22 protein-coding genes are annotated in these 19465 nt (G+C 46.9%); all 22 read left to right on the forward strand.

All coding sequences use genetic code 11. The features are described from left to right. The first annotated feature begins 53 nt into the window (after nucleotides 1-53). Complete coding sequence (locus DW085_RS16485) at nucleotides 54-758, forward strand: hypothetical protein (RefSeq protein ID WP_147353975.1); 705 nt, start codon at nucleotides 54-56, stop codon at nucleotides 756-758. Nucleotides 759-844: 86 nt separating this feature from the next. Continuing rightward, nucleotides 845-1906, forward strand: coding sequence for a hypothetical protein (locus tag DW085_RS16490; protein WP_118493805.1), 1062 nt, complete (start codon nucleotides 845-847; stop codon nucleotides 1904-1906). Between the two features lie 117 nt (nucleotides 1907-2023). Continuing rightward, entirely contained in the window at nucleotides 2024-4210 is a 2187-nt protein-coding gene (gene nrdD / locus DW085_RS16495) for an anaerobic ribonucleoside-triphosphate reductase (RefSeq protein ID WP_118493808.1), read from the forward strand. Between the two features lie 301 nt (nucleotides 4211-4511). Next, the gene (nrdG, locus tag DW085_RS16500; RefSeq protein ID WP_118493811.1) at nucleotides 4512-5045 is read left to right on the forward strand and encodes an anaerobic ribonucleoside-triphosphate reductase activating protein; all 534 of its coding nucleotides are present in this window, start codon (nucleotides 4512-4514) and stop codon (nucleotides 5043-5045) included. A 234-nt stretch (nucleotides 5046-5279) separates the two neighbouring features. Next, entirely contained in the window at nucleotides 5280-6143 is an 864-nt protein-coding gene (locus DW085_RS16505) for a hypothetical protein (protein ID WP_118493814.1), read from the forward strand. Continuing rightward, on the forward strand, nucleotides 6098-7879 hold the full coding sequence (locus DW085_RS16510) for a VirD4-like conjugal transfer protein, CD1115 family (protein WP_182430920.1): 1782 nt from the start codon (nucleotides 6098-6100) through the stop codon (nucleotides 7877-7879). The genes DW085_RS16505 and DW085_RS16510 overlap by 46 nt, the downstream gene beginning before the upstream one ends. A 177-nt stretch (nucleotides 7880-8056) precedes the next feature. Then, complete coding sequence (locus DW085_RS16515) at nucleotides 8057-9784, forward strand: VirD4-like conjugal transfer protein, CD1115 family (protein ID WP_147353976.1); 1728 nt, start codon at nucleotides 8057-8059, stop codon at nucleotides 9782-9784. Nucleotides 9785-9940: 156 nt separating this feature from the next. Then, nucleotides 9941-10300 (forward strand): DUF6465 family protein, encoded by a 360-nt coding sequence (locus tag DW085_RS16520; RefSeq protein ID WP_118493823.1) that lies wholly within the window; start codon nucleotides 9941-9943, stop codon nucleotides 10298-10300. A 14-nt stretch (nucleotides 10301-10314) separates the two neighbouring features. Continuing rightward, nucleotides 10315-11076, forward strand: coding sequence for a hypothetical protein (locus DW085_RS16525; RefSeq protein WP_118493826.1), 762 nt, complete (start codon nucleotides 10315-10317; stop codon nucleotides 11074-11076). A 213-nt stretch (nucleotides 11077-11289) separates the two neighbouring features. After that, entirely contained in the window at nucleotides 11290-12420 is a 1131-nt protein-coding gene (locus DW085_RS16530) for a DUF4317 domain-containing protein (RefSeq protein WP_182430921.1), read from the forward strand. A gap of 103 nt (nucleotides 12421-12523) precedes the next feature. Continuing rightward, nucleotides 12524-12766, forward strand: coding sequence for a zinc ribbon domain-containing protein (locus tag DW085_RS16535; RefSeq protein ID WP_118493832.1), 243 nt, complete (start codon nucleotides 12524-12526; stop codon nucleotides 12764-12766). A gap of 656 nt (nucleotides 12767-13422) precedes the next feature. Then, complete coding sequence (locus tag DW085_RS16540; RefSeq protein WP_118493835.1) at nucleotides 13423-14028, forward strand: DNA-directed RNA polymerase subunit alpha C-terminal domain-containing protein; 606 nt, start codon at nucleotides 13423-13425, stop codon at nucleotides 14026-14028. Nucleotides 14029-14061: 33 nt separating this feature from the next. Then, nucleotides 14062-14661, forward strand: coding sequence for a hypothetical protein (locus DW085_RS16545; protein ID WP_118493838.1), 600 nt, complete (start codon nucleotides 14062-14064; stop codon nucleotides 14659-14661). A gap of 173 nt (nucleotides 14662-14834) precedes the next feature. Further along, nucleotides 14835-15110, forward strand: coding sequence for a hypothetical protein (locus tag DW085_RS16550; RefSeq protein ID WP_118493841.1), 276 nt, complete (start codon nucleotides 14835-14837; stop codon nucleotides 15108-15110). A 173-nt stretch (nucleotides 15111-15283) separates the two neighbouring features. Then, nucleotides 15284-16288: a DUF5688 family protein gene (locus tag DW085_RS16555; RefSeq protein ID WP_118493844.1), complete on the forward strand. Its 1005-nt coding sequence runs from the start codon at nucleotides 15284-15286 to the stop codon at nucleotides 16286-16288. Nucleotides 16289-16304: 16 nt separating this feature from the next. After that, a complete protein-coding gene (locus DW085_RS16560; RefSeq protein ID WP_118493847.1) occupies nucleotides 16305-16484 on the forward strand; it encodes a hypothetical protein in 180 nt (59 codons plus the stop codon). Continuing rightward, a complete protein-coding gene (locus DW085_RS16565; protein WP_118493850.1) occupies nucleotides 16477-16890 on the forward strand; it encodes a hypothetical protein in 414 nt (137 codons plus the stop codon). Before DW085_RS16560 ends, DW085_RS16565 begins: the two co-directional genes overlap by 8 nt. A 19-nt stretch (nucleotides 16891-16909) precedes the next feature. After that, nucleotides 16910-17083: a hypothetical protein gene (locus DW085_RS19260; RefSeq protein WP_182430922.1), complete on the forward strand. Its 174-nt coding sequence runs from the start codon at nucleotides 16910-16912 to the stop codon at nucleotides 17081-17083. A 188-nt stretch (nucleotides 17084-17271) separates the two neighbouring features. Continuing rightward, a complete protein-coding gene (locus DW085_RS19265) occupies nucleotides 17272-17403 on the forward strand; it encodes a hypothetical protein (protein ID WP_182430923.1) in 132 nt (43 codons plus the stop codon). Between the two features lie 36 nt (nucleotides 17404-17439). Then, nucleotides 17440-18009, forward strand: coding sequence for a hypothetical protein (locus DW085_RS16570; RefSeq protein ID WP_118493852.1), 570 nt, complete (start codon nucleotides 17440-17442; stop codon nucleotides 18007-18009). 9 nt (nucleotides 18010-18018) lie between these two features. After that, nucleotides 18019-18174: a hypothetical protein gene (locus DW085_RS19270; protein WP_182430924.1), complete on the forward strand. Its 156-nt coding sequence runs from the start codon at nucleotides 18019-18021 to the stop codon at nucleotides 18172-18174. A 528-nt stretch (nucleotides 18175-18702) separates the two neighbouring features. Continuing rightward, nucleotides 18703-19465, forward strand: a 763-nt coding sequence (locus DW085_RS16575) for a hypothetical protein (protein WP_147353978.1), incomplete at its 3' end; no start/stop codon positions are given.

Here is a 19465-nt window from a genome sequence, read left to right on the forward strand (position 1 = left end):
CGCCATACTGTTAGCGAACGTTGAATTATAAGGAATATAAGGAGGAAGCAGAAATGATCGCTAAAACAAAAGACAAAAAAGAACAGGGCGATATGATGATCGCTGCGGCAAAGAAATTCCAACAGGAACATGACGGAAAGCTTCCGTCGGTTATGGACATAGCGCATCAGTTGGACACATCACAATGGACCATATACCACAATTCGTATTATATGGACTGGATGAAGCAGGCTAAGATGCAGGTATCCGGTTTGCCGGATGCAAAGCAACAGTCGGTTCCAAAAAATGTGTCAAAACCGGTAAAAAAGGAGACTCCGGAACCTAAACACGACCTGATGATTCACGGTACGCTTTTATATCCGTGGACATTTCAGGGAGAACCGGTTGTCCGGAGCGCAGAGATGGAAAAATGCTTAAGCCGTCAGGTCAGAGACCTCGTAAAGGTCTGCGCCAAGCAGGACGCATCTTATATGCGAACCGCATGCTTACGGGAGTTGTGGGATGAAAATCCAGGCTGCAAGCGTGCGGGTAACCCGGTTTTTCCGGTCAGCCTGTATGTGGAATCGGCATTCCATGCAGCATTGCAGGCGAAAAAGCTGCAGCCACGACGGGAAAAGGAGCTGAAAGAATTTATCCAGAGTTATTTCCATGCCGGTTCAGCACAGGAGGAAGAAACGGCCGTACAGGAACAGGGAACACAGACGGATGGGGCACAGGATCCTACCGCTATGTGCGTTCCGGCGCTGCACTTGATCTGACGCCACTGATCGAATGCATTTCGCATGGAGTGCAGGCATTAGAAATATCTGACTTGAAGCGCGCAGAGAACGTGGCGGGGCTATATATGGCAATCCGGGAACAGAACAAGCTGCTCACGCAGGCGGTCAACTTATTATCCCAGAATCTCATGATACAGGGACAGGCTATCATGAACATTCAGGATGCAATCTGTTCCATGGTGCAAGACTCCAATCCAGTCAATGCAGGAAGCGTTTCAACGGCGACCGCAAAGATCTTAAACCGCGGGGAACAAATTCAGGAAACGGACAAGAAGGCGCTCCTTGAGAAAAAACTTCAGAGTGCGTCAAATCGTAAGGTTACAGCGAGGACCAGTCTGGATACGGAGGCTTTCGAAAAACACGAAACCGCGGAAGAAACACCGGATATTGACACCGGATCTGACATTCCAGACGAAGCGCCGGACATGGGAACTGGTCCTGATATAAGCACACAGGAAACACCTGTCTCTAAGAAAGCATCGTCCACCATCCCGGAAGAAGGACAAGATTCAGACTTTATGAGCTTCCGCGTTTATAGTGACCAGATCCATGCACTTTTACTGGAATTTGGAATCACTAATAAAATGGACACGGAAAGAGGAGCAATGTTGTCCAAAGCGTACACCCGCATGAGAAACCAGTACGGGATCGTCTGGGAACAGGTAGAAAAGGAGTACATTCGGGAAAACGGGGATCGTGCGAAATCCACATTAAGGCTTGCTTATTTTCTGGAATCAACAGGTCCGCAGTACCGCGGATTGTTAGGTGGCTGTCTGTATACCGTTTTGCAGGATGCAGCTAAGAAACATGAAGAGGATACATCTTCCAAAGCGGAGCAATATTATGTTCAAGATCTCGGCCTGGTGGATGAAATGATCGAAAAGCTTGCGATCGAAAAATCCGTCACACCACGTTCCTTGAAAGATGCGTATCACATGCTGTTGCAGAATGATACCACCATGCATTGGAAGCGTCTGTCAACGGCATACCGGGAAAAATTCCGTATGGCATCAAAATGCGCGATTGATCCGATTAAAGTAGCGGGATCTACGGATAAGGCAAAAAAAAGAGCTGTAGTCTTATTTAACATGTTTGTGGATAAACAGTTTATGGATGTTACGGCATAACTTCACAGGGCGGCGCAAAATGCCGCCCTTATTTTGCTTCAAAATCACAGTATGCCATCCCCATACTGAAGACAAAATAAATATAAGGTATTGGGCATGGCCCAGAAAGGAGTACATATGAAAATCATTAAGAGAAATGGTGCAGAGGCCGAATTCGACCGTAATAAGATTGTCAACGCAATCACCAAGGCGAATCTTTCCGTTGCGGAACCAAGCCGCATGAAGGACATCTACATCGAGGCGATTGCTCTTGACGTGGAAGACGAGCTTAAGGAACGCCCGAGTACCTCCAATGTGGAGGAAATTCAGGACCTTGTGGTATATGCCCTGATGAAGCATGCGCCGGTTGTTGCGATGAGCTACCAGAAGTACCGCGAAAAGCGCGAACTGATCAGACACGCGAATACCACGGACGATAAGATCTTAAGTCTTATCAACTGTGAGAATGAAGAGGCTAAACAGGAGAATTCCAATAAGAACCCGATCATCAACTCTACCCAGCGTGATTATATGGCAGGAGAAGTGAGCCGGGATTTAACGGACCGTATCCTGCTTCCGAAAGAGATTGTGGAAGCGCACCGGGTTGGAATTATTCATTTCCATGATTCCGATTACTTTGCGCAGAAAGAACACAACTGCGACCTGGTGAACCTGGAAGATATGCTCCAGAATGGCACTGTCATTTCCGGCACCATGATCGAGAAGCCGCATAGTTTTTATACGGCCTGCAATATCACCACACAGATTATTGCACAGGTAGCATCCAACCAGTATGGCGGACAGTCCTTCTCATTAGCACATCTGGTACCGTTCGTGGAAGTCTCGCGTTCACGTATCAGAAAGCAGATCGAGCAGGAAAATGAGGCAGCCGGTGTGGTTATGGACGAATCCCAGGTGAATACCGTGACGGATTTCCGCTTGAAAGACGAGATCACCCGCGGTATCCAGACGATCCAGTACCAGCTGATCACCCTGATGACCTGTAATGGGCAGGCGCCATTCGTGACCATGTTCATGTATTTGGACGAGGTACCGGAGGGAAGAGCAAGGGACGATATGGCCATGCTGATCGAAGAGGTCTTAAAGCAGCGTTACCAGGGCGTGAAAAATGAGAAGGGAGTCTGGGTTACTCCGGCGTTCCCAAAGCTGATTTATGTTCTGGACGAGGATAATATTACGGAAGGGTCCAAATACTGGTATCTGACCGAACAGGCGGCGCGTTGTACCGCAAAACGGATGGTCCCGGACTACATTTCCGCAAAGATCATGCGGGAATTAAAGAAGGGATGCGTATATACCTGTATGGGATGCCGTTCCTTCCTGACTGCGGAAGACGATGTCCGCAACGCGGACGGAAGCAGAAAGTTTTATGGACGTTTTAATCAGGGCGTAGTGACGATCAACCTGGTAGATGTTGCGTTAAGCTCCGGGAAAAACATGGACAAGTTCTGGCAGATTCTTGAGGAACGCCTGGAATTATGTCACAAGGCATTACGCTGCCGCCATGAACGATTACTCGGAACGTCATCCGATGTTGCTCCAATCCTCTGGCAGAACGGCGCTCTTGCGAGACTGGAAAAGGGAGAAAAGATTGATAAGCTGCTGTATGGCGGATATTCAACGATCTCACTCGGTTACGCCGGCCTTTACGAGATGTGTCTTTACATGACCGGAAAGAGCCATACAGACGAGGAAGCGAAGCCATTCGCGCTGGCCGTGATGCAGAAATTAAATGATAAATGTGCTGAGTGGCGTGCGGCGGAAAATATCGGTTATTCTGTATATGGAACGCCGTTGGAATCCACAACGTACAAATTTGCAAAATGCTTACAGAAGCGTTTCGGTACAATCGAAGGCGTGACAGACCACAACTATATCACGAACAGTTATCATGTCAATGTACGTGAGAAAATCGATGCTTTTACGAAGTTAAGCTTTGAATCAGAGTTTCAGAAGCTTTCTCCGGGCGGCGCGATTAGTTACGTGGAAGTGCCGAACATGCAGCAGAATATCCCGGCAGTCCTTGCGATCATGAAGCATATCTACAATAACATCATGTATGCGGAATTAAACACCAAGAGCGATTACTGTGAATGCTGCGGCTATGATGGTGAGATCAGGATCGTGACGGATGACAGTGGGAAGCTGGTCTGGGAGTGTCCGAACTGCGGCAATCGCGACCAGTCCAAGATGTCCGTTGCGCGTCGTACCTGTGGGTATATCGGGACGCAGTTCTGGAATCAAGGAAGGACACAGGAGATACGTGACCGTGTGGAGCATGTAACTATTACATCTGTTATATAACAGATAGAACGAAGCGCAAATGCACAATGATTCAGTTCTTATAACAATTATACAGTTCTCATATGTCATCAAAGAAATGTGCAATGATACAATGATTCGGTTGATATAACAATCATACAGTTGATATACTACAACAATTTGGAATACAACCAATGATACAGTTGATATACGTCATAATTGTACAAAATAGATGATGACAGGAGAAGTTGCCTTTGAAACTGGGTCTTAATCAATTAGCGAAGGATAGACCGGGCAAATTCCGGTCTTCCTAAATCATACAAAGCATACAAAGGAGAAAAATATGAACTACGCCCAAGTATTCATGTGCGATATCGCAAATGGTCCCGGATGCCGTACGAGCCTGTTTGTATCTGGCTGCACACATCACTGTCCGGGATGCTTCAACGAGATCGCATGGGATTTTAATTATGGAAAGCCTTTTACGAAGGCTGTCGAGGACCAGCTGATCCTTGAAAGCCGACCGTCCTATATCGACGGGTTTACATTTCTTGGTGGAGAACCGATGGAAGTTGCAAACCAGTCAGCGTTATTGCCGTTCATGGAACGGATAAGGAAAGAACTTCCAGAAAAAACTATCTGGATTTATTCCGGATATACGTATGAGGAACTGATTGATCCCAGCAATTCCAGATGCCACGGTGTGGACACGGACCGGATCCTTGCACTCGCAGATGTTCTTGTAGATGGGAGATTTGTCGAGGCGAAAAAGGATATTACCCTCCGCTTTCGTGGGTCTTCCAACCAACGTGTGATTGATCTGCGGGAAACAAGAAAAAACGGACGGATTATCTTAAGTCTGTATGGGGAAAATTAACAGGATGCTATGGATGCGTTGCAGTAACGATTTAAAATCGTTACTGCAACACATCCATTTTTTTATACCTATCGTACGCGTGTATGGAAGAGTATGCGGCATGTAGCATACTGAAGAAAACAGAGCGTGCACGTGCATAATTACCTCGCACGTGCATGTACCATGCTATGCACGCGGTTTTTCTGCTATGCTTTCGACATCGGCAGAAAAAAACCAGAAGAAAGGAGAATGATCATGACAGACAAAATAGAGAGAACTACCGATTGCAGGAAAGAATTTTCTGACGCATTGAAGGTATGTCTTGCCGAATCCGGAATCGCGACGGCGGCAAACCTCCATAAAGAAATGGATGTACGTGGGTATCCGGTAAATGATAGTACCGTACGGCGTTATGTTTCCGGGAATGTGTTTCCACCAGAGGCGGCATTCGGCGTAATTCAGTCTATCCTGGAGCCCAACATCACAAAGGAAAGCATGGACAGACTGGAACGGACTTATCTGGCAGTGGCGGACGAACGGGGGTATGCGGTAGAAAAGGACGCGACAGAGCAGGATGCGGAAACAAATCTGAATGAAGGAACGGAAAATCCGTGGCGCGTAGCTCCGAAAACTCGTGATGGTTACAATGAACCGTGGTTTGACCGGACGACATTATATGAGGAACTGGAGCGGATCCCGAGAGCCCTGTTTGGGTATCGGGAAAAGTCGCAGATGTTCCCCAAACCGGAATATCTCGATTACCTGCAGGCAAAAACCCTGTACGGGGAGCGGGAGGCGCTGGATTATGTACCGTACGTCCAGAATGAGAGTGCCGGGAACAAGCTTGCCTTCCTGCAGGCATATAAGCATTTTATGAAAGAGCAGGAGCCTTATGGCATGGGCGAGGATTACTGGTTGAATGCGCTGTCTACGTGGTTTTACGATTCCCATGTGGAGCCGGACCGTTCCTGGCACATTTACTGCGTGAAACGGATCGTCAATCGTGCCATTGCCCGCTTATGGATCAAGAGGATCTGGAGCACGCTGGTGACTATGTCACGGAGTTATATAAGTTGTTCAAGGAACATGAAAAAGAGCATTACGAAAATGTGCTGGTAGAATATTACCGGTATAACAGCAATAAGTGGCGACCGGGCGGCGGACATCCTCTTTTGGGGTCTCTGGAGCTTGGGAATGCGATAGTGTATTTCAAAAAGAATCAGATCGCCAGCCCGTATTTCATTCGACTGCCGATGTTTGACGTGGATCCTGTCGAAACAGATCTGGACAGCGGTATGCTAATGTGTAGGCTGGTTGCGAATGATTTTCCATCAATGCCAGAATGCAGCATTCGTGCCTTTATGACATGGGTTGAGAGCTTATCAAGGAAATACGGTGACACAGCAATGGCACAGACAAATGATACAAAACAGGAAGGGAGGGGGGAATCGACACTCTTGTGGGTTCCTCAAAAAGACACAATCATGCAGAAAAATATTCCGTTAAATCATGTAGAAACGCAGACTTATCCAATCGGCAAAGCCGATAAGGATGAACAGAAAAACATCATCTTGTCGCAGCATAACTGCGTGGGATTCGGTCAAATGGGAAATAATAACGTTTTGGTTATTGGTGGTATCGGGAAGTCACGCGAAATCATTCAGCCGAATTTGCTTCAGGCTTTTGGTTCCTACGTAATTCTGGATCGTGGTGGAGAGTATTTTAATCGTAACGCATCCTTTTTCCGCAAGAAGGGCTACCAGGTGCGCGTCCTGAACCTGTCTGATGCAGGACATTCCGATCAGTATAATCCGCTTCATTATGTAAGGGACGAAGAGGATGTGAGTCTGCTCGTCCAGTGTATTTTTAACTGCACCTCCGCAAATCGGGACCAAACAGCAGACTCATTCTGGGAAAAGACTGAAAGGGCAATCTTGGAAGCCTTGATCCTTTATATGGTCCAGTGCTGTCCGAAAGAAGAGCGGAATTTTGCTGCCGTGCTCAAATTACTGAATGACGCGAAAACAGGCGAGCAGGGTCTTGACGCACTGGATAAACTGTTTGGCGAAGCGAAAAATACAGCGAAAGAAGACAGCTTCACGGTGCGGTATCACGTCTTCAAACAGGCAGGCAAAAAAACTGCAATGTCCATACTGACCGCGGCAGCTGTGCGTCTGGCCGTTTTTGCCCGTAAAGATATTCAGACTCTGACAAAGGACGACCAGATGGAGATCGAAATGATGAGCGAGGAGGATACGGTCACTTTTCTCATTCCGTCCGCGAATGATGACGATGCCATGCTTATCAATATGATTTATACTCAGATGATGGACCGGTTGTATAAATACGCTGCTGAGACAAACTGCTTTCCGCTGCCGCGACAGGTAAGATTCGTCATGGATGATTTTGCGAGTTTTGGAGCGTTGCCGAGATTTCAGATGAAATTGGCCACCATGCGTAAGTACGGTTTGTCCGGCATGCTTTGCGTTCATTCACTGGCACAGATAAAAACATTGTATCCGGAAGATTGGGAAACCATCATGGGAAGCTGTATGGCATTCGTATATCTCGGGGCAGACGAGGCGGAAGTACATCAGGAAGTCGTGAGGATGGTCGGCAAAATGACAATTGTAAGTAAAAATATCACCCAGTCCATTGCGGATGACATCGCTGGGTCGAATCCACACCCCCTTAAAAACGCAAACCGCGATTTTCTGAGTGTGGATGAAGTGCGCCGGATGGAACCGGGCAAGGAAGTTTGCATGGTAATGGGACGTCAGCCATTATACGATGACTGTTACGATATCAGCACGCATCCAAATTATTCACTTTGGGCAGTGCAGAAAATCCGGTAAAGCCATAGAATCGTAAAGGACGGACAGATTTATTTCTGTCTGTCTTTTTTTGACCAAAAAGTGTTATCCGCAAAAAAAGATGGAAATGGAAACATATGACATACTGAAGGTGTAACAATTTCTGGAAAGGGCTACATCGCACCGAATTATGTAGAAGAGCGTTACGAAAATGTATTGGTGGAATATTACCGGTATGATAACCATAAGCTGCGGATGGGCGGCAGCCATCCTCTTTTGGGGTCCCTGGAGCTTAAGAATCAGATCACCAGTCCGTATTTCATGCGACTGCCGATGTTTGACGTAGATCATGCTGAAACAGATCCGGACAGTGGTATATCAATGCGCAGGCTGGTTGCAAACGATTTTTCATCAATGCCAGAATGCGGTATTCCTGCCTTTATGGCATGGGTTGCAAACCTGTCCGAGAAACACAGTGAAACAGCAATGGTACGGACGAACGATACAAAACAGGAAAGGAGGATGGAACTGACACTCTTACGGGTTCCTCAAAAAGAAACAATAATGCGGAAAAATATTTCGTTAAATCATGCAAAAACACAGACTTATCCAATCGGCAAAGCAGATATGGATAAGCAGAAAAATATCATCCTGTCGCAGCATGGCCGCGTTGGATTTGGTCACATGGGAAATAATAACGTTTTGGTTATTGGCGGTATCGGAAAGTCACGCGAAATTATTCAGCCGAATTTGCTTCAGGCTTTTGGCTCCTACGTAATTCTGGATCGTGATGGAGAGTATTTTAATCGCAACGCATCCTTTTTCCGCAAGAAGTACTACCAGGTGCGCGTCCTGAACCTGTCTGACATAGAACATTCCAATCAGTATAATCCACTTCATTATGTAAGGGACGAAGAGGATGCGAGTCTGCTCGTCCAGTGTATTTTTAACTGCGCCTCCGCAAAGCGGAAACAAACAGCAGACTTATTTTGGGAAAAGGCTGAAAGGGCAATCCTGGAAGCCTTGATCCTTTACGTGGTCCAGTGTCGTCCAAAAGAAGATCAGAATTTCGCTACCGTGCTCAAATTACTGAACGACGCAAAAACAGACGAGCAGGGTCTTGAAGCACTGGATAAACTGTTCGGTGAAGCGAAAGATGCAGCGAAAGAAGACAGCTTCACGGCGCGGTATCGCGTTTTCAAGCAGGAAAGCGAAAGAACTGCATTGTCCGTGTTGATCATGGCAGCCGTGCGTCTGGCGGTTTTTGCTCGTGAAGATATTCAGACTCTAACAAAGGACGATCAGATGGAGATTGAAATGATGAGCGTGGAGGACACCGCTACTTTTCTCATTCCGTCCGCGAACGATGACGATACTATGCTTATTAATATGATCTATACTCAGATGATGGCCAGGTTGTATAAATACGCCGCTGAGATAAACTGCTTTCCGTTGCCGCGCCAGGTAAGATTCGTCATGGATGATTTTGCGAGTCTTGGAGTGTTGCCGAGATTTCAGATGAAATTGCCCACCATGCATAAGTACGGTTTGTCTGTCATGCTCTGCGTTAATTCACTGGCGCAGATAAAAACATTGTATCCGGAAGACTGGGAAATCATCGTGGGGAATTGCATGACATTCGCATATCTCGGGGCAGCCGAGACGGAAGTACACCGAGAGATCGTGCGGTTGATCAGTAAGGCGACAATCGTAAGTAGAAACACTACCAAGTCTATTGTGGATGAAGTGCGTCCGTTTAGACTGTTTTGTGACCTACTTCAGATACTCCGTAATCTCCTGAACATGGGTAAAGTGCGTCGGATGAAGCCAGGAAAGGTGATTTGTATGATCACTGGATATCAGCCGTTATACGATGATTGTTACGATATCAGCGCACATCCAAATTATCCGCTTTTAGGAAGTGAGAAGGATCCGGCGAAGCCGTAGAATTAGAACATATTAAGTTAGAACATATTATGGCGGACGGACAGATTTTACTTCTGTCCGTCTTTTTTTTGACCAAAAAGTGTTATCCGCAAAACAGTGTTTTGGAAAATTATGCCATACTGATACTGAATATAATTTTTGAAAGGAGTTTTCGCGATGAGAACGAGTACAAACCACACAAAACCGGAGGTAAACGTCAGAGGAAATCTGAAAGGAATGGAAGAGAAAAAAACGGAGAGAATGACAGTACCGGCCACGGATGCAGAAAAGACTGGACAGGAGGTAAAGAAACCTGTAAAAGTAGCCAAGAAGGAGGAAAAGATCTTCGTTGAATTTGGCGGGCGCCAGATTTTAGTCAATGATGTAGCTGAGTCCGCAAAGGCGCATTATAAGGCATTGTTTGAAAAGGAAAACGGCGTCTTAAAAACACTGGAGCTGTATATCAAACCGGAAGAGAATGTCGCCTATTACGTGGCAAATGGTACCGGCCGTGATGAATTTAAAGTTGGTCTGTAGGAGGAAATAAGAAAATGCGTAAACATGCAAGTTTGATTTTAGCAGCTATGGCATTATCCCTGGGTGCGGCACCGGCCGTATTCTGCGGGGAACCGATGGCTGTTTATGCGGCGGCAAGACTGGATGTACCGGATAATACCGGCTGGGATGATGACAACGAATGTATCGCCATCTGGGATGAAGTAGAAGGTGCGAAGCAGTATGAAGTGTATCTTTACAAAGAATCCGAGGACTCCGACTCCAGAAGTAAGATAGCAGAAGTGAAAGTCAAAAAGAATAAATACAACTTCAAAAAGAAGATGACATCGGAAGGCGATTATTCATTCCGCGTCAGAGCTCTTGCTGGAAAGTCTTCCGGCGATTCCGCGTGGTCAGATTATTCGGAAAGCACATGGATTTCCAGTTCCCGCGCAACTTTTAATGATACCAAGGGAAATAAGGATACTTCAGCAACCGGTCCTGGTGTGACGAAAAAAGAAGAGGGTGGAGCAACGTCCGATACGGATTCCGGTACCGGACTGTCTGTTTCCTCCTTTATATACGGCTGGCAGAACGATGCAAATGGCTGGTGGTGGAAGAATGACGACGGTATGAGTTACCCGGTTAACTGCTGGCGCTGGCTGGATGGCAACCGTGACGGGGTAGCCGAATGCTATTACTTTGGTGGCAATGGGTACATGCTTTCTGATACGGTCACTCCGGACGGATATCATGTCAACCGGGACGGTGCCTGGGTGGAACCAGATGGCTTGGTTCACACTATGCAGTCGAAATAAGACGAGTGTTTCATAAGGAACGTGCGAGAGTGCGTTCCTTTTTTGCGGATTTTTGCCAAAAAGTGTTATCCGCAAAAGAATATCGCCGATATCCGCGCCATACTGAGAATGAGGCAGGACCGAAGTCGGCTGGCACCCATTAGAAAAGTGGTGGTCGGATTCTCATGCCACATACCCACAAAAAGAGTACCAATTACGAAAAGGAGAATGATGATGGTTAAGAAAGAGATTGCGGAGATCAAGAAAACACTGCGCCCGGAAAGCAATTCCTTTACCATGCTTTGCGGCTGTTACGTCCATGGTGAGGATCGGGAGCGCGCAACATTTAAAACGGCTTTTCAGTCTTTGCAGGAAGAGGATTTTTTCAAATACCTGGATGTGTTTAAAAAGACATTGTCCGGTTCCATTGGGAAGACCTTATTTAATGTCCCCTTATCCAAGGAACAGCAGGAGCTGCAGGAATTACTGTATGAACTTGTAACGGACGGCTGTAAGGATGATGATAAACTGAATGAGTTTTATGACCGGATCACCGGCGCTATCGAAACACATGAAAATTTTGTGATCTTCCTGGCTCACAACCGTTACGACGTACCTGGGAAAACCAGTGACGACCTTGAGATGGAAGACGCCTCCGAGGAAGTCTTTTCGCATATTCTGTGCGCAGTCTGCCCGGTCAGCCTTACAGAACCGGGTCTTGGATACTCGGAGGAATGCGGCACCTTTGAAAGCATGGTGCGCAATTGGACCGCGCATAAACCGGATTACGGCTTTTTATTCCCGGCTTTCAATGATCGTTCGGCGGATATCCATGAAATGCTGTTTTATAACCGCAGTGTCAAAAGCCTTGGCGACCAGGCTGTCTTAAATTTCACCGGAAGCGGACTTCCAATGGCGGCAGAAGAGCAGAAGGACGCAGTCTGCAAAATCGCCGAAAACCTGTTCCAGGGAGAACTCGATTACAGCATGGCAATGGCCGTGAAAGAACAGATCGACCAGACGATCGAGGAGCGTGCAGACATGGAACGCGCGGAAGAGGCGGAGTTAGACAAAGAAAAACTAAAGGATCTTTTGGAACGTGCAACTGGACAGCCAATTTCCGATGCGGAATTCAACCATGCCGCACAGGGTGTTCTGGATGAAGGGGAGAAGTTATGTTACGAGAATCTCTCTGACACAAGGACGTTGGAATTAAAGACTCCGACCGTGACCATCAAGGTGAAAACGAATGAGACCGGAACTCCAGAAGTTAGAAAGATCGATGGCCGCAACTGCATCGTAATCCCGGTGGAAGGAGAACTGACTGTCAATGGTATGAAGGTCGAGACCACGAAAACAAACTGATCGCAAGGAGAATGGCATTAGGAGTGGCGGTAAGCCTGCGTCATATTGTGGAAATTCACCAAAATCGGCGCATGGAAGCTCGTGCCTTTAGTCATGAGAGGAAATGCGCCGGGATAAAAGATGCAAATTTGCCTATAAAGCAGAACGGAAGGGAAAACTCCTGGTCAAAGTGGACCAGTGGTTCCCGTCCAGTAAGACCTGCATTGCCTGCGGACATATCCATAAGGAATTAAAACTGTCCGACCGTACCTATATATGTCCAAAATGCGGTCATGCCATGGACCGGGATAAGCAGGCAGCAAGGAATATCCTGAATGAGGCGAAACGGATGACAGGCGCAGCCTGACATCCTTACGCATAGAAACGACAATCCTTCGTTATGGATGAACCGGACGGGACGCCGGGGATCGCCTGTACTGATTGTAAGGTTTGGATGGTTACAGTCATCCTGTAAACTTGACTCCTCGTAGGCAGGAAAAGAGAAGCTCCACGGAGCTGAAGCCCCCATTCCCAGGCGCGGTACACCGCGCATAAGTGGAGGGTAGTTCACGCTATTACGAAAGAAAAGTACGGTGAACAAAAACATGGAGGAATTGATTAAATGGATAGCTTCAAGAAAAATATCAAAGATGCAGTCAAGTACTTGTTGGTATGGTTTTGTAGTGGCGCTGCATTTTATGCATACCAGACGGAACATATGGAGATAGGGGTATTCTTCACTTTGTTGAGCTTTTTATACTGGTTACTCTAATTTTTACTAAAACTCCCGTGCGCTATTATGCGTACAGGAGTTTTTTTGATTGTGTGCTGAGCATGGCACTAATCTTAGGATAAAAGATGGAGCTGATCTGCTCAATCCCTTATCCTATTACTTAGTGAATCGGCCACACGATCCGATAGTTGCGAATCTGTTTATGATTTTCTGTGACCTTTTGGAACAATATATCTGCATACTGATGGCGTATCTCAAGAAAAAGGAATCAGAGGAAGGAGAAAAAAATCATGAAATCTTGCAACAAAGCAACAATGGGATCGACCGGAGGAGGGATAAACTCACGAGTACCACACTCGCAGCTGCCGTATCCGAAAAACCTGATTAGTGATATCGTCGGAAAATACTGCGATATGGAACTTTCAGCGGAACAGATTGGTAAGCTGGAGACTGCGGTCAGTGAGCTTCCATTCGGCGAACAGAATGCAATCCGGTACCGTTACAAATACCGCTTTACTCCGCGTCAGGCCGGAAAGAAAATCGGCATGAGCGAAAGCAGGGTGTTAGGACATCAGAAAAAAGCATTGCTCATCTTAAGAAGACCGGAAAATCTGGTTTTATATTGTCCGGACGGAGAAAGCGTACAGAATGCTTCAAGGATCATTGGAAATACAGAACCAGTACGGGATGCCGCATTCGCTGACAAACCAATCCAGGAATGTGGGCTTTCGGTTAGGCTTACAAACTGCCTGTTACGACAGTCCATCTTTACCCTGGGAGAACTGTTGACCTGCACATGGCAGTACCTTCGAGCATTTCATGGATTTGGCAATGTGTCTGAAGGAGAACTGCGGGAGTATTTAACAGCGCATGGCTTGTACTTATTAGATTTGTAATATGCAGAAATTAAGACATAGGAGGAAAATAAGATGGGATGCTCTATGAAGATATTGACTGGGATTGGAACGTATGAACCGGAAGACTTTAAGAATGAAAACGACCGCAAGGACGCAGTCGCCGATTTGAAAGAAGCGCTTGAGAGTGAACTCCTCAGTGAATATTCCGGAGAAATCGAATGTTTTAAGGAATATTTTCCGGATTTAGAAATGGACAGTCAGGAACTCATTTTAGGCTGTGAGCGTCCGGATGAACTGCGGGCGGTGGTAAAGGCGTGGAATGCGGATATCCGTGAGAATTGCGCACGAGCGCTTGAAAATATTGAGGCCGAGATGCACAGACATGGTTATGATTCTTTATCCCAGATGATCCGCCATTATCGGAAAATGGACCAGTTTGGAAAAATGGTTGATTTGAGGTATCCAGCTTCCGTGTATAGCTTGCGCAAGGCCCTGGACGCGTTCGACAATCATTTTTCTTATGGTGACGGACGAAGATTGGTGCATGTGGATCATACGCTTTACGATGGGCGTTATTGCAATGCGCATTGCGTATTGATTCCGGAGGAACTGGAGAAGGACGTTTTAGAACATCCGGAATCGTACCTGCTGATTGAATTAGTGTATGATTAATGAGAATGTCATAACGGTGACATGTTTAAAGAGCTGGCTTTGCCGGCTCTTTTTTGCTGCCAATGATCCATGGCTTGTGTCAGGAATGGGAAGCAAAAATGGCACTGGATTTTTACATGGTGTCTCCATACTGATATCGTAACAAATCATATTAAGATATGGAGGAAAAGATCATGAAAGTAAGAGAATTATTGGAAAATGGTATCGCCGGGGAGAAAGTTAAGCGGTATTCCGCCGTTAATATCGGGTACACCGATCGCAACGGACTGGAGCAGGAGACGCAGTTAAATGTCTCCCATCGCCTGGATACCGAAGAAGGGAAAAAGGAATTGGAAGAACTGTTTGCGTCTCTCTGCGAAGAATTCGAGACCACGCCGGACAATGTGACGTACGTAACACTTGCGGCTACGGATGATTCGGCGGAATCACTGATAGAACGTGGTTACTAATGCGCGCGGGACTGGAGGAATGGGCATGGCATCCATCAAGGATGCCAGCCAGGTCTATATGATCAGGGAATCTTATGGCCGTCTTTCTACTTTTTTAAGGGACACTCTGAAAATGGGGCATCCTTTAAGCAGATGAAAAGACGGTGAAAATCAAGAACGAAGGAGAAAAAACCATGATGACATATCAGAATTTTAAGGAAACGGTGATTGCCACATTAGTATCTTATATGCCGGAAGAATATCAAGAAATGCAGATCGTCTGCCGCAAAAAGCGGTACGTCAATCAGGAGCAGGAGGTGCTGGCATGCAGTATTCCGAATGCACGCGTCAACACGGTTAATATTGGTCTGGCGGATGCATATGATGATTATCTGGAAAATGGGCATATAGTTGCAATGCTGCGTGGTATGGCGAAGATCCTGGTGGAAAAATTTCAGATGCCGCTGGTGCCTGAGATGGACGAGACCATGTTGCGCAATGCAGATCAGAAGATCGTGTTTCATCTCATTAACACGGAACAGAACCGGGAGTTGTTGGCGGATGTACCGCACCGGGAGTTTTTGGATCTGTCCATTGTTTATGAACTGGTTGTGCAAATGGATGAGACGGGAATTGCATTTGGCATGATCAAAAATGACATGGCCAGAAAATTATCCATGACGGAAGAGCAGCTGTTCCAGCATGCGTATGAGAATACGAAGAAGCTGCTGCGCCCTGTTGTTTACGACATGTTATCCATGCCCATCGAATTCGCAGCAGATGAATGTGAGGATGATGAGTGTGAGCCTATCCCAAGGACACGGACATTATGGTATATCGGAAATGCAGTTGCAAGATATGGCGCAGCGTCCATTCTTTATCCGGACCTGATGGCCGAACTTGCGGGTATTGTCGACAGTGACTTATACCTGTATCCAAGCAGTGTTCATGAATTTTTCGCACAGTCCGTTTATGCGGTCGATCCGGAGGATGACCAGCCGGACCATCTTGCGGACATGGTTGCGGATATTAACATGTCGGCAGTATCTTTGCGGGACCGTTTATCAAACCAGGTATATCGTTATTGCCGTGCCACCGGGGAAATCACTCTTTTCACGAATACGGCAAATATACGGCTTGACAAACTGGCTTGTCCGCCAAAGCATGTTGACCCGTTGACCGGATGCTGGGGATCATAAAGGGGATGATAAATATATGGCAGAAAAAAAGTTCGCGCTGCGAAGCCTGGATACGGGACGCAGCCATGAGGTAACAGGAAACGAGAATACGACAGTCGCGATGGTGTGGGCTTCGGAAAAGTGCTGGTTTCAAGCTGGCACCAGGGTAGAGATCACGGAACCGGGCGGCAGAAAGGAGCAGTTTATCCATGAGTAGAGATAGAAAAGCGAACTGGGTGAAAACCGATGATGATTCCGTGCAGTACCGCAGGGAAGCTGTGGAACTGGAACAGGGCCAGGAAAAGGTCGTTGAACTGTACCAGCTGCAGATCGTCTGCGATATCACAAAAGTGTCCGAGCCGGACCCGAAAATCTACGCGATCGCCCATGACTTTGTGTATCTTTCTGAAGTAGATGTGCAATCCGTTCTGGAGTCGTACGGATATGAGAGCATAGAGGAACTGAGACGGACATATGGTGACGATGCAGAAATGATTCTTGCAGAATGCCAGTTTGAGCTGGATTCCGGATGCTTAGAAAATCTGATGCACCGGACGCCGCTTATGACCTGGGAACAGGGGCGAAAAGCAATCGAGGCTATGACGGGTGGTATACACGGATAGGAGAGGTGGAGATAGAACAATGGATGAGAATACACGGATCGGCCTGCTAAAGAAAGGCGGCAAAAAGGCATTGGCGGAATACAATCGGCTCAACCGGGTGACTGGGCCTGACATGAATCTTGGGACCAGGGTTCATGCCGATGAGCGATACAAAAAGCCGAAGCACAAAAACCGGGTCTTCGATACGGACTAACAAAAAATCTACCGGAAGGGGCGCAGCGTGATGCGCCCTTTCTTTTTGCGTTTGCCAGGACCGGTAAGGCAGTATTTTTGTTTGGCGATGAATTACCCACGATTTTACCATGCCGGGTTTCCATACTGATATCGTAATCAGTAATGAGAAATTGAGAAAGGAAGGAAAACGAATGAGAAAAGAAGAAATTGAAATGGAAGCATCATGCCAAGGCAGCAGCTAACGTAAACTGGAAGGCAAAGATCCGCCAGACCTTACAGAAATTGGCACAGTCCGGACTGATCACCCACGTAGGGAATGGACAGTGGGCTGCAGCATAATGCAGGAATACGAAAATTTGAAAAAGGAGAAAAAACATGGAAGAGACATTCAGTGAGAAGATGATCGGCCGTTTTGGTATATGCGGTCTGATATTGATTGGAGTGACAGCCTGGCTTGTTTTCGCGCTTATCCTTTACGGCATCCTGTCAGTGACGGGAGTGATCGTGACGGAAGCGAAAGAGCCGGAGCAGACCATCGTGGAATCGTACCACAATACGGACTATGATACGTATATGACAACCGGTATCGAGATTCCGCATATTCAGAGCAGGACGTTTGATATCTGCACGGTATCGGCGGATGACCTGGTAAACGACTGGACGGGAAATGACATTTCTTCCCTGGTACAGGCTGCCATGAGTTTCCGCATCACAAAAAATGACGCGAAATGGAAACAGGGCGGAATGACCGTTGTTCCGGAGGGCGCAACGGTTGTGGATATCGGACTGGTGCGGGTCTATGCATGGCATGAACGTACCGTCGGGACAAAAAATCAGTCTTCGGACCATTTTGTGTTCCGTGTGGCGGGGGATGTGTACCACCTGATCCGAAACACCAAAGGAACCACAACTAATGTCAAGTTAACCTGCGGACGGACCGCATAAGGAGAGATGATGGGAAGAAGAAAAGCGATCGTGATGGATGATTCAATCCTCACAGATGAGCAGAGGGAACAGTGCCACAAAAACGCGCTGATCTGGGAAATGGTCCACCGGGACTTATTCTCCCGTATTGGCATTCCGTTTTTTGTGTGTGAGTCTGAAAAATAATCAGCAGAAGCAGAAGGAGAACAGCCATGACAGATCCCGGGGCATTCGGGACCGCCATGGCTTTTATGAAATTATGAGAAGAAAATGGATGGAACAGGAAAAAGAACTATCTTCATTGGGATCAGATACGGATAAGTGAGATGCTAAGACATGGAGCAATATTCCACGAGATTGGGGATATATTAGGCCGGACAACGGAGAGTGCCAAACATATCGCAAGGATGTATCATTTGTGATGCATACATGCGATGAGGTCATTCGGAGCAAAAACAGAGTACAACGATAAGACACAGGCAGGATGTGCATTACGCGCATCTTTGCCTGCTTTTTTTATGATTGTTTTACAGCATGGCACAAGAATGCTCGTGACTTTAGTCGTGAGATGAATTGTGCCATTTTTTCTTTTATGCTCTTATCTAACCAAATGAATCAATGCTTTTTATCATTTCGACCAAAAAGTGTTATCCGCAAAAAGCCAAGATCTTAAGATGCGACATACTGATGGTAAATCCTGAAAGGAGGGAGCACATGCATACCGTACAGATCTTATTGAATACCAAAACCTGTTCCCAGGAAATGGAAAAACGCTTCCGTGCCATGACCCATATCCATAACGTCTGCGTCAAACACGGAAATAAGCTTCTGTCCCGCCTGGAGCATGATAAAGCATACCAGGATGCCATGGAGAAACGTTTGGAAGCATCCAAGAAGCTGGACGGACTGCAGCAGAAGGTTCCCTCCAACCGGAAGGAAGAACGGGAACTCGAAAAACAGGTTACTGCCATGGAAAAGGAGATCAAATCCATCAACAAGACACTAAACACCATCCGTATGGATATGGGGCTTTCCAAGTCCGGGTTTGAGTCCTGGCTAAAGAAATGCGGTTCCCGATTTTCCCATCTGGTATCCTCCCAGCAGGTCCAGGCAGAAGCGGGACGCGTCTGGGCAGGGGTTGAGAAAGTCTTATTCGGGAACGGGACGAAGCTACATTACAAAAAGGAATACGAACTGACCACCATTACCGGTAAGTCAAACGCCAATGGGGCGAAGTTTCATCCGGAGACCATGACGGTGGAATGGACCGGCCTGACACTTTCCTGCAAACTTCCGAACCGTATTTCCGAACAGCACTATATCGCGGAGGCCTTACAGGGGACGATTTCCTACTGTACCATCAGCAGGAAGATGTTCCCTTCCGGATGGCGGTATTACGCACTGGTATGCGTCCGCAGTGACGCCCCGGTAAACGGGCGGACATCCGGGAAAGGCCCCATGGGCATTGATCCGGGTA

Source organism: Clostridium sp. AF50-3, from assembly GCF_003477445.1.
Taxonomy (GTDB): Bacteria; Bacillota; Clostridia; order Lachnospirales; family Lachnospiraceae; genus Otoolea; species Otoolea fessa.

Excerpts from the sequence above, each read along its gene's own strand:
- DW085_RS16485 (WP_147353975.1), top strand. The coding sequence starts at position 54 with ATGATCGCTAAAACAAAAGACAAAAAAGAACAGGGCGATATGATGATC.
- DW085_RS16490 (WP_118493805.1), top strand. The coding sequence starts at position 845 with ATGGCAATCCGGGAACAGAACAAGCTGCTCACGCAGGCGGTCAACTTA.
- nrdD (WP_118493808.1), top strand. The coding sequence starts at position 2,024 with ATGAAAATCATTAAGAGAAATGGTGCAGAGGCCGAATTCGACCGTAAT.
- nrdG (WP_118493811.1), top strand. The coding sequence starts at position 4,512 with ATGAACTACGCCCAAGTATTCATGTGCGATATCGCAAATGGTCCCGGA.
- DW085_RS16505 (WP_118493814.1), top strand. The coding sequence starts at position 5,280 with ATGACAGACAAAATAGAGAGAACTACCGATTGCAGGAAAGAATTTTCT.
- DW085_RS16520 (WP_118493823.1), top strand. The coding sequence starts at position 9,941 with ATGAGAACGAGTACAAACCACACAAAACCGGAGGTAAACGTCAGAGGA.
- DW085_RS16525 (WP_118493826.1), top strand. The coding sequence starts at position 10,315 with ATGCGTAAACATGCAAGTTTGATTTTAGCAGCTATGGCATTATCCCTG.
- DW085_RS16530 (WP_182430921.1), top strand. The coding sequence starts at position 11,290 with ATGGTTAAGAAAGAGATTGCGGAGATCAAGAAAACACTGCGCCCGGAA.
- DW085_RS16535 (WP_118493832.1), top strand. The coding sequence starts at position 12,524 with ATGCGCCGGGATAAAAGATGCAAATTTGCCTATAAAGCAGAACGGAAG.
- DW085_RS16540 (WP_118493835.1), top strand. The coding sequence starts at position 13,423 with ATGAAATCTTGCAACAAAGCAACAATGGGATCGACCGGAGGAGGGATA.
- DW085_RS16545 (WP_118493838.1), top strand. The coding sequence starts at position 14,062 with ATGGGATGCTCTATGAAGATATTGACTGGGATTGGAACGTATGAACCG.
- DW085_RS16550 (WP_118493841.1), top strand. The coding sequence starts at position 14,835 with ATGAAAGTAAGAGAATTATTGGAAAATGGTATCGCCGGGGAGAAAGTT.
- DW085_RS16555 (WP_118493844.1), top strand. The coding sequence starts at position 15,284 with ATGATGACATATCAGAATTTTAAGGAAACGGTGATTGCCACATTAGTA.
- DW085_RS16560 (WP_118493847.1), top strand. The coding sequence starts at position 16,305 with ATGGCAGAAAAAAAGTTCGCGCTGCGAAGCCTGGATACGGGACGCAGC.
- DW085_RS16565 (WP_118493850.1), top strand. The coding sequence starts at position 16,477 with ATGAGTAGAGATAGAAAAGCGAACTGGGTGAAAACCGATGATGATTCC.
- DW085_RS19260 (WP_182430922.1), top strand. The coding sequence starts at position 16,910 with ATGGATGAGAATACACGGATCGGCCTGCTAAAGAAAGGCGGCAAAAAG.
- DW085_RS16570 (WP_118493852.1), top strand. The coding sequence starts at position 17,440 with ATGGAAGAGACATTCAGTGAGAAGATGATCGGCCGTTTTGGTATATGC.
- DW085_RS19270 (WP_182430924.1), top strand. The coding sequence starts at position 18,019 with ATGGGAAGAAGAAAAGCGATCGTGATGGATGATTCAATCCTCACAGAT.